At 51.0% G+C, this 8,626-nt stretch carries 8 protein-coding genes and 1 riboswitch; of the genes, 3 read left to right on the forward strand and 5 right to left on the reverse strand.

The features are described 5' to 3' along the window. The first annotated feature begins 56 nt into the window (after positions 1 to 56). A riboswitch (FMN riboswitch) is annotated at positions 57 to 185 on the forward strand. A gap of 212 nt (positions 186 to 397) precedes the next feature. The 3 genes from ACY2VW_RS03820 to ACY2VW_RS03830 all read left to right on the forward strand — a co-directional run bounded on the left by ACY2VW_RS03820 (position 398) and on the right by ACY2VW_RS03830 (position 2,202). Continuing rightward, complete coding sequence (locus ACY2VW_RS03820) at positions 398 to 1,039, forward strand: ECF transporter S component (protein WP_461874099.1); 642 nt, start codon at positions 398 to 400, stop codon at positions 1,037 to 1,039. Positions 1,040 to 1,320: 281 nt separating this feature from the next. After that, positions 1,321 to 1,578: a hypothetical protein gene (locus ACY2VW_RS03825; protein WP_173816022.1), complete on the forward strand. Its 258-nt coding sequence runs from the start codon at positions 1,321 to 1,323 to the stop codon at positions 1,576 to 1,578. An 18-nt stretch (positions 1,579 to 1,596) separates the two neighbouring features. Continuing rightward, a complete protein-coding gene (locus ACY2VW_RS03830) occupies positions 1,597 to 2,202 on the forward strand; it encodes an NUDIX hydrolase (RefSeq protein ID WP_461877095.1) in 606 nt (201 codons plus the stop codon). Positions 2,203 to 2,311: 109 nt separating this feature from the next. Here the strand turns inward: ACY2VW_RS03830 and ACY2VW_RS03835 are convergent, their stop codons facing one another. From ACY2VW_RS03835 to ACY2VW_RS03855, 5 genes are all read right to left on the reverse strand, one after another. Then, positions 2,312 to 4,132 (reverse strand): ABC transporter ATP-binding protein, encoded by a 1,821-nt coding sequence (locus tag ACY2VW_RS03835; protein ID WP_461877096.1) that lies wholly within the window; start codon positions 4,130 to 4,132, stop codon positions 2,312 to 2,314. Further along, a complete protein-coding gene (locus ACY2VW_RS03840) occupies positions 4,132 to 5,934 on the reverse strand; it encodes an ABC transporter ATP-binding protein (RefSeq protein WP_461877097.1) in 1,803 nt (600 codons plus the stop codon). Before ACY2VW_RS03840 ends, ACY2VW_RS03835 begins: the two co-directional genes overlap by 1 nt. Positions 5,935 to 6,117: 183 nt before the next feature. Further along, positions 6,118 to 6,777: a sensor histidine kinase gene (locus ACY2VW_RS03845; RefSeq protein ID WP_461877098.1), complete on the reverse strand. Its 660-nt coding sequence runs from the start codon at positions 6,775 to 6,777 to the stop codon at positions 6,118 to 6,120. 51 nt (positions 6,778 to 6,828) lie between these two features. Next, on the reverse strand, positions 6,829 to 7,569 hold the full coding sequence (locus tag ACY2VW_RS03850) for a LytR/AlgR family response regulator transcription factor (protein ID WP_461874104.1): 741 nt from the start codon (positions 7,567 to 7,569) through the stop codon (positions 6,829 to 6,831). A 1-nt stretch (position 7,570) separates the two neighbouring features. Next, complete coding sequence (locus tag ACY2VW_RS03855) at positions 7,571 to 8,476, reverse strand: alpha/beta hydrolase fold domain-containing protein (protein WP_461877099.1); 906 nt, start codon at positions 8,474 to 8,476, stop codon at positions 7,571 to 7,573. Positions 8,477 to 8,626: the final 150 nt, after the last annotated feature.

The raw sequence follows: 8,626 nt of genomic DNA on the forward strand, positions 1-8,626 counted from the left end.
AAAAGTATTGACAAATTGTGTGAATGTGAATAAAATGTTCCTGTAAAACAAAATACGGAGATCTTCAGGGCAGGGTGTGATTCCCTACTGGCGGTATAGTCCGCGACCCGCTGCGATATCAAACAGCGGCTGACTCGGTGCAACTCCGGGACCAACAGTTAAAGTCTGGATGAAAGAAGATGAAATAAAGTTTATTTGCATGGAAATATTTTTGGTGCCCTGAATTCAAGAAAAGGAATTCAGGGCACTTTTTTTCGCGGGCAACGAGCCAAAGTCCGTGCTTGCACGAGACCTTGGCGACTGCCGCGAAAACGAGTTCAAATTCGTGGAGCGTATTTGGACTCGTTATTTCCGGCAGAACCGGTCAAGATCTCCAGAAAAAAGGAGAAATGCAGTTATGAATGCACAGACAACAGCAAAACAGACATCAAAGATGTCGCAAATCGGAAAAACCCGTTACATGGTACAGGTGGCAATGCTCGGCGCAGCCGCAGTCGTATTGATGTTTTTTGACATCCCGCTTCCGTTTGCCCCAAGTTTCTACAAGATTGATTTAAGCGAAGTTCCGGTTCTGATCGGAGCCTTTGCAATGGGACCTCTTGCCGGAGCTGCGATTGAACTGATTAAGATTCTGCTGAACCTTGTCTTGAAAGGAAGTACCACTGCAGGTGTTGGCGAGGTAGCAAACTTCCTGATCGGCTGTGCGTATGTTATGCCGGCCGCATGGATCTACAAAACACAGAAAACAAAGAAAAATGCCATGATCGGTATGGCAGTCGGAACCGTATTTCTGGCAGCAGCCGGCGGTCTTCTGAACGCTTTTGTACTGCTTCCGGCTTATGCAGCAGCCTTTGGAATGCCGATGGATGCCCTTGTAGGAATGGGATCTGCAGTCAACAAAGCAATTACAAGCCTTCCGACCTTTGTTCTGTTTGCCGTTGTACCGTTTAATATCATCAAAGGTGTTGTGGTATCACTGGTAACCATGCTTCTGTACAAGCACATCAGCAGACTGCTGAAGGGTGAGGCGATGAACTAAAAAAGAAAAACAAAGAAAGACGGACAGAAAATGGAGAGAAAAATCTCACTTTTCTGTCCGTCTTTTCGCTGGTCTCCGGCGGTGTCGTGACCGGCTATATCGGCATGGACAACCCGGCGAAAAACAGGATTGAACTGGCGGTCAGTCTGCTCAAAGAGGCGGACCAGAAGATGTATGAAAATAAAAAAAGTTCACGGTGAATTGCCGCAATGGATTGTCCCCGCGGGTCTTTTCGTGGTACAATGAAACATAACCGATAAAAAGAAAAACGAGGGCAGAACATGAACGAATTATATGAAATGATTGAAAAGAAAATCAAAGAATCCGGCTATCCGCGGCCGATTTCGGGAAGCGATGTTTACGACGACATCTGCGACCAGATCGAGGGAAAAGAGAACGGTTCCTACGTGGTGCTGTCGAAATTTGATGACGATGTGATTTTCGAGTACCACATCACGGTGATGGACGACGAGTTCAACCTCGGCGTTCTGACAATGCGCACCCCGGAGGGCGTGTTTGAGACTGATTTTGATGCGTAAAGAAGGGGGAGAAATACAATGCCGAAGATTGAGAAGATTACAAAGCAGACGGAGAATCCATATGTAAATCTTTATCTGGTGGAAGGGAAGAACAAGGTGGATCACCCGTTCCGGTATTATGTTGCTTCGCGTGCGAAAACGATGGAAGCGCTGAAGATCAAGACGAAAAAGAATACGCCGGACGGCGTGCTGATGTACAGTCTGTACGGGGAGAAGCGCGATAAAATTGTTCTGGTTCGCCAGTACCGGGTTTCGATTGACGACTATATTTATGAATTCCCGGCAGGGCTTGTGGAGCCGAGCGAGGAGTTTCATGAAGCGGCGGTGCGTGAGATGCACGAGGAGACGGGGCTTACGTTTCATCCGTTAAAGGTGGATCCGTGCTATGAGAAACCGTTCTTTACAACGATTGGGATGACGGACGAGGCATGCTCCGCAGTTTACGGCTGGTGCGAGGGTGAGATCAGCCGGAAATACTTGGAGGAGAGCGAAGTCATTGAAGTTGTCCTGGCGGACCGTGAGGAGGCGAAGAGAATCCTCAGAGAAGAGAATGTGGCGATTATGTGCTCGTATCATCTGATGCATTTTATTCATGATGAGGAGCCGTTTGCATTTCTGAAATAAGTGGCGGGGAGCCAGAAAAACACAACCCCTGGAAGTTCTTAGCACGAACTGCCAGGGGTTGTGTTTTTCTGACTCCCATTTACGTTTTGGGGGACGGGAGGGTGAGGACTCAGGTGTAGTATTGGGCCTGGGTTTCGTAAAGATTGGCGTAGATGCCGTGGTTTGCGAGGAGGGTGTCGTGGGTTCCGTCTTCGGCGATGCGGCCGTGGTCGAGGACGATGATGCGGTCGCAGAATTTGCAGCTGCTCATGCGGTGGGAGATGTAGACGGCGGTTTTGCCGGCGGTCATCTGGCTGAACTGTTCGTAGATTTCGGCTTCGGCGATCGGGTCGAGGGCGGCGGTCGGTTCGTCGAGGATGACGAACGGGGCATCCTTGTAGAGGGCGCGGGCGATGGCGGTGCGCTGGGCCTCGCCGCCGGAGAGGTCGACACCGGAACCGTTGTTGTTGTAGAGACGGGTGTGAGTGCCCTGCGGGAGCTGCTGCACGCGGTCGGTGAGACCGACTTTTGCAAGAGAGGATTGCAAAGCAGCTTCATCAATCGTAGTCCCTGCGGCGATGTTTTCGTCGAGCGGAAGGGAGAACAGGTGGAAATCCTGGAAAACCACAGAGAAGGCCTGGGTGTACTCTTTGTAATTGTATTTGCGGATGTCGATGCCATTCAGGGTAATGTAACCTGAAGTTGGCTCATACAGGCGGCAGAGCAGTTTGATGAGTGTCGTTTTTCCGGCTCCGTTGCGGCCGACGAGGGCGGTTTTGTCACCGATGGCAAAGGACAGTGTCACATGCTCGAGCACCGGAATGTCTGTGCCGGGATAGGAGAAGGAAACGTCGTGGAAGGCAAAGGCGTACTGACCGTCGTCACGTTTTTCGATCGGGAGTGTGCCGTCGTACGACATGGATGGCTGTGCGATGAAATCCTCATACGTCGCAAGATACGAATTGATATAGTCAAACTGTGAGCCGGTTGTGAAAAACGTCTGCAGATCCCCCATGGCGCGGGTGACGGAACCGGCATACAGAAGGACATCTCCGATGGGGAGCACACCGTACAGCGCTTTGGCGCCGATCAGAAGGTATGCGGTGAAATTAGAAAGGAGTGAGAGCAGCGCATTTTTGCCGTCTGTGACGGCGGAAAAACGGGCGAAGTCGAGGTACATCGGCAGAAAGTGTGCCATGGCCTTTCCAAACTGTGCGTCGAGAAAACCATCGAGATGACCGATACGGATATCGTCCGCACGCCGTTCTTCGAGCATCACATTGACGAGATAATTGGCGACGGAGTTGGAATGGTCGTTGCCCTGGTTCAGCTCAATTTTTTTCTGCGTACTCTCGCGGTTGATGCGGGAGGAAAGATCCAGCTGCAGTCCGCAGAGCAGGAGCAGCGCGAGTGTCGAAAACGGCGAGGTAAAGAAGTTTTTCATGCTGCTGCCCGGCAGAAGGAACAGGCGGAGCAGGAAGAACAGCGCATAGAGAAGGGAGAGCAGGGAAGTCATCATCGTATGGATCACGATCAGCTGATCGCCCACGTTTCCCGATCCCATCGAGGAGACATTGGTGCGCCGGATGGCATCCATGGTCTCTGTTTTTTCGAATTTTTCAAATTCCAGCTCCAGTGCTTTTGCGGTGATTTTCTGTTCGGTGAGCGCAAGACAGAGCTCCTTCTGGCCGTCGAGATACTGGCGGCAGACCTTTTCAAACAGCCCAAGTCCATACTGCACGAGCAGAAAGACGACGACGGTATACAGACAGGCGCGGTACGATTCTGCAAGCAGCAGATTCAGAATCCGCGCTGAGAAAAACAAGGAGAGATACGGCAGTGTGGCAGCGGCAAAAGCGCTTCCGAACAGCCAGAACAGCACGCGGTGATTGCTCTGGCTGATCATATTTAAAAAGCGGCAGACGGCATGAAACCGTTCTTTCATTTTCATCAGATGTGTTCCTCCGTTTCCTGATAATACTGGCTCTGTACTTCAAACATATGCGCATACGATCCGCCGAGGGCGAGCAGTTCGTCGTGGGTTCCGCGCTCTTTGATTTTTCCGTTTTCGAGAAACAGGATCGTATCGCAGAACCGTGTCGACGCGAGGCGGTGCGAGATGAAGAGAGCAGTCTTATTTTTCAGCAGGGTGCTGTAGGTTTCGTACATTTCATTTTCTGAGATTGCGTCGAGCGCAGCGGTCGGCTCATCGAGCAGGAGCAGACGGCAGTTTTTGTAGAGAGCCCGCGCCATCATGAGTTTCTGCATCTCACCGCCGGAGAGGGTGACGCCGTCGTCGGTCATATCTTTACCGAGATACGTTTCCTCTTTCTGCGGAAGACCTGCGATTTTCTCCCAGAGTCCGGCGCGGACGAGAGCTTCGCGGCAGCGGGTGCGGTCCGTCTCTTCCAGTGTGGAACAGCTCACGTTCTCTGCAATGGAGAACGAGAGAGCAAATGGTTCCTGAAAGACCGCCGCAATCGATTCGTAATACTGCGCCGGATTCAGGCCCGTAAGAGAGATACCGTTGACGGTAATCTGTCCTTCTGCCGGCTGATACAGTCCGCAGATCAGCTTAACAATCGTGGATTTTCCGGCGCCGTTGATGCCGACGAGTGCGGTGTGTTCACCAGCATGGAGTGTGAAACTGACATCGTCGAGGATCTTTTTCTCACTTTCCGGGTAAGAGAAGGAGACGTGGGAAAAGCAGATTTCGAGTGGTTTTTCTTCGGTAAATTCCGGCCGGAACGGCAGCGTGTGGCCGGCCGGGAGCGGCAGATCAAGAAATTCCCGCATCCATCGGATCTGTTCGAGACAGAGTACCGATTTCGAAAGACTGGAAGTAATCTCGTTAAAATACGAAGAAAAACCGGAAACCGCGCCGAGCGCCAGCACAAAGCCGGAGACAGTCATCGTTCCGTGTGCGAGGCGGTAAATCAGAAAGCCATAGCAGATGCCGTCGCGCAGAAGCTGCAGCGTGAGGGTCAGCAGATCATTCGCGAAGTAGGCGCTGCGGATGTGAAACAGGATTTTTTGGTATCGTTTGTTGATCTGTCGGTAGACACCATCAATCCATCCGCCCAGCTGGTAGAGACGGACATCTTTTCCGGCCGCAGTGTCATACGACTGTTTCTGAAAATAGCGCTGCGACAATTTAATTGCGGACAGATCATCCCGGCGGCGGACTTCGTAGGAAGCCGCGCGGCGGTAGCTGAGAAACTGAAGAACCGAGAGCACCAGCAGCAGAAGAATGATGGCTGGATGGACGCTTCCAATCAGCCCTGCGTAGAGGAGCAGACCGAGAAAGGAAGAAAAAATTGTGACATCATAGCGGAACATTCCTTCCACTCCGACCCAGTTGCTGGAAACGGCATCGGCGGCTTTTTCGACGAGCTGCAGCGTCGACTGCTCGGTCAGAACGGCGTAGTCCATCCGCATGAAATGGCGGAGCAGACGGCGCATGAAAAAGCCGGTCCGGAATTCGGTATACTGCCAGGCGTTCCGTGACTGCAGAAACGCATGGCTGACGAAAACGACGGCATAAAGGAGAAAGAGAACCAGCGTTCCAAGCGCAAACCTGGCAAAGCCGCGGCTCTGTTCCAGAAAAAAGAGAATTCCGGAAGGAAGCAGAATCCCGAAAAAGCCGGTGAGCACCTGCGAGACGATTTCGAGTGCCTGAAAGAGAAACGGCTTTTTGCTGTAATGCCACAGCTCCCGATGAATATAAATGTAGTTAGACCATAATGAATACATAAAGACCTCCTCTGTCACATGTCTTTCGTGAACTGTAGTTATCCTACCATATTCATGCAAAACACGGGGGAAAAGTACGTAAATGGAACAAAAAAGAACGCGAACAGCAAAAAAGTGTTCACGTTCTGCAAAATTTCTCTGTAGAATCATCGGACAAAATCAAAAAATCCTGGAAAGAGCTTTTTACAGCGGCAGCATAATCTCCGTCACGAAAACGCCGGGCTCGTTCTGCCGGTTGATATATCCTTCGTACTTTTCCACAACAAGATTGATCCGTTTCAGCCCATGCCCGTGATTTCCGCGCTTCGTGGTGATATACTCGCTGTCCAGCTTCCGCACAGTATCCTTTGTTGCATTCGTAACGGAAATATACAGCTGGTTTTTCAGCACACCAATATAAAGCCGGATATAGGGATCCGCAAGGCCCTCGCATGCTTCCACCGCATTGTCAATCAGATTTCCGATCAGCGCGCAGAGATCAATATCACTCACCGTAAGATTGGCCGGGCAGGCTGCCTTGTAATCCACGCGGATGCCGTTCTTTTCGGCGAGTGAAATTTTGGAATTTAAAATCGCATCGAGATTCACATTCCCTGAGTCGCAGAGCTGGTTGACCTGGTCAAGATCGTTTTCGAGCAGCCCCAGATACTCCTGCAGTTTATCATAATGTCCCATCTCGACATACGCCTTCATCGACTGCAGATGATTGTGATAATCATGGCGCCAGCCGCGCATCGTCAGATAGATGTTCTGCACCTCCTCGACCTGGCGGGCGAGAAGCTGGTTCTGGTATTCAATATTTTTGCGCTCCAGATAATGGGATAAAAATGGAATGTGCGCCATGAAACATCACCTCGGTTCGTTCGGAATTGGAAATTAAAAAATGCAAAACCTTTAAAACGCATTCGGCCGGTAAAACTGCAGGAACGCCTGGTTGAGTGATGCATAGCATCCGCGGCTGACCGGAATTTTTGTTCCGTCCGACAAGAGACATTCCGTCCGCGTGATCCGCTCCACATGAGCGAGATTCACAAGATAACTTCGGTGTGCGGCCGCAAAACATTCTCCTGTCCCACCAGAAGCCTGCCATGCGGCAGAAAGTTCTTCGCGGAACTCCGACAGATTTTTCTTAAACGTTTCCATTCCGGCGGCTGTATGCAGCGTCAGATAATGATTATCGGATTCCACAAAAAGCAGGTCAGAGAGAAACAGCTTCTGCGTCTCCCCGCCAAGTGAAAGCAGCAGATGCGGCTTTTCCTGTCCGCGCATCGCCTGCAGCTCCTCGAGCAGCGGAAACAGTGTATCCTCTGTCACCGGCTTTAAGAGATACCGGAACGCCTGCACCTCATATCCTTCGAAAACATATTCTTTATGATTCGTCAGAAAGAGAATCGGCACCTCACTGTCCGTCTCACGGATTTTCCGCGCCAGCGCCATGCCGTCCATTCCGCCGAGATCAATATCAAGAAAGATGAGATCAAACGGATACGAGCCGGGATACTGGAACAGAAAAGCGGCGGAGTCTGAAAAGGCTTCCACGGTCAGAGGAAGCCTTTTTCGCTCCGCAAAGGTGCGGAGCAGCATTTCCATCCGGGAACGCTGCGCCGGTTCATCTTCACAGTAAGCAATTTTCATGTTATTCACCTAAGCATTTTTTGAAGAAGTTATCGTAAACGGTAATCATTTCCTCGGTCCAGAATGCTGCACCGCCGTGGTCTGCGCCGCGAAGAAGATACAGCTGTACATCTTTTCCAGCATCCTTTAATGCGTGGTAGAGATCGATACTCTGCTGGCAGAACACCATCGTGTCCTTCGTGCCGTGTGCGATCAGCATCGGCGGGAAATCCTCGTTCACGTATGTTTTGGAGCAGGCTGCCTTCGCCTCCGCAAGATGCTCGGTGATGTCATAGCCCATCAGCATGCCCTCCGGGCTGTCCGGTTTCTGATGGTTCAGCGTTGTCGGATAGCCGTACGGCAGTGTCACATCAACAGCTCCGTACAGATCAATAATACCGCATACCTCGCAGCTTTCCCCATTGATCGGCTCATCGAGCTTTCCGCTCTTTGCGGTCATGCCGGCAACGGAGGAAACCTGTCCGCCGGAAGAATCTCCCATAAAGAACATCTGCGCCGGATTCAGCTTGTACTCATCCGCGTGTGCGCGAAGGAAACGGACGGCATTTTTTGCGTCGATGATCTGCGCTGGGAAATGTGCGATTCCGCTGTGGCGGTATTCCACGATCGCAACAACGTAGCCGCGCTGCGCCAGACGGGCGATCATGCCGACCTTCTGGTAGACATACTGTTTCATCCAGGCGGATCCCTGAATAAATGTGATGCACGGCCAGGTGCGCTCGGGGTGCGCCATCTGGAATGGGGTGAAAATCTCGAGATGCAGATTGTGTGCCTCGTCGTAGACAACTTCATGGGCATAGCGGATCTCAATTTCCTCTCCGGTCACCGGAATCTCCACAGCACCGTCTACTGCGTCCTCGTAGTCCGGCATTGTCTCATACGTATAATTTGATGGTTCAATAATCATGTGTAAAAACCTCCCTAAAATACTATAGTTAATTACATCTAATCATAGACAAGTGTGTTTAGCTCGCATTCTCAAACCAATAGATTTTTGAATATTTCCATAGTAATTTGCACTTTCTCGCATTAACTTTTTTACAATGTTTTGTTGGGC

The sequence above is a fragment of the Fusicatenibacter sp. genome, from assembly GCF_977045365.1.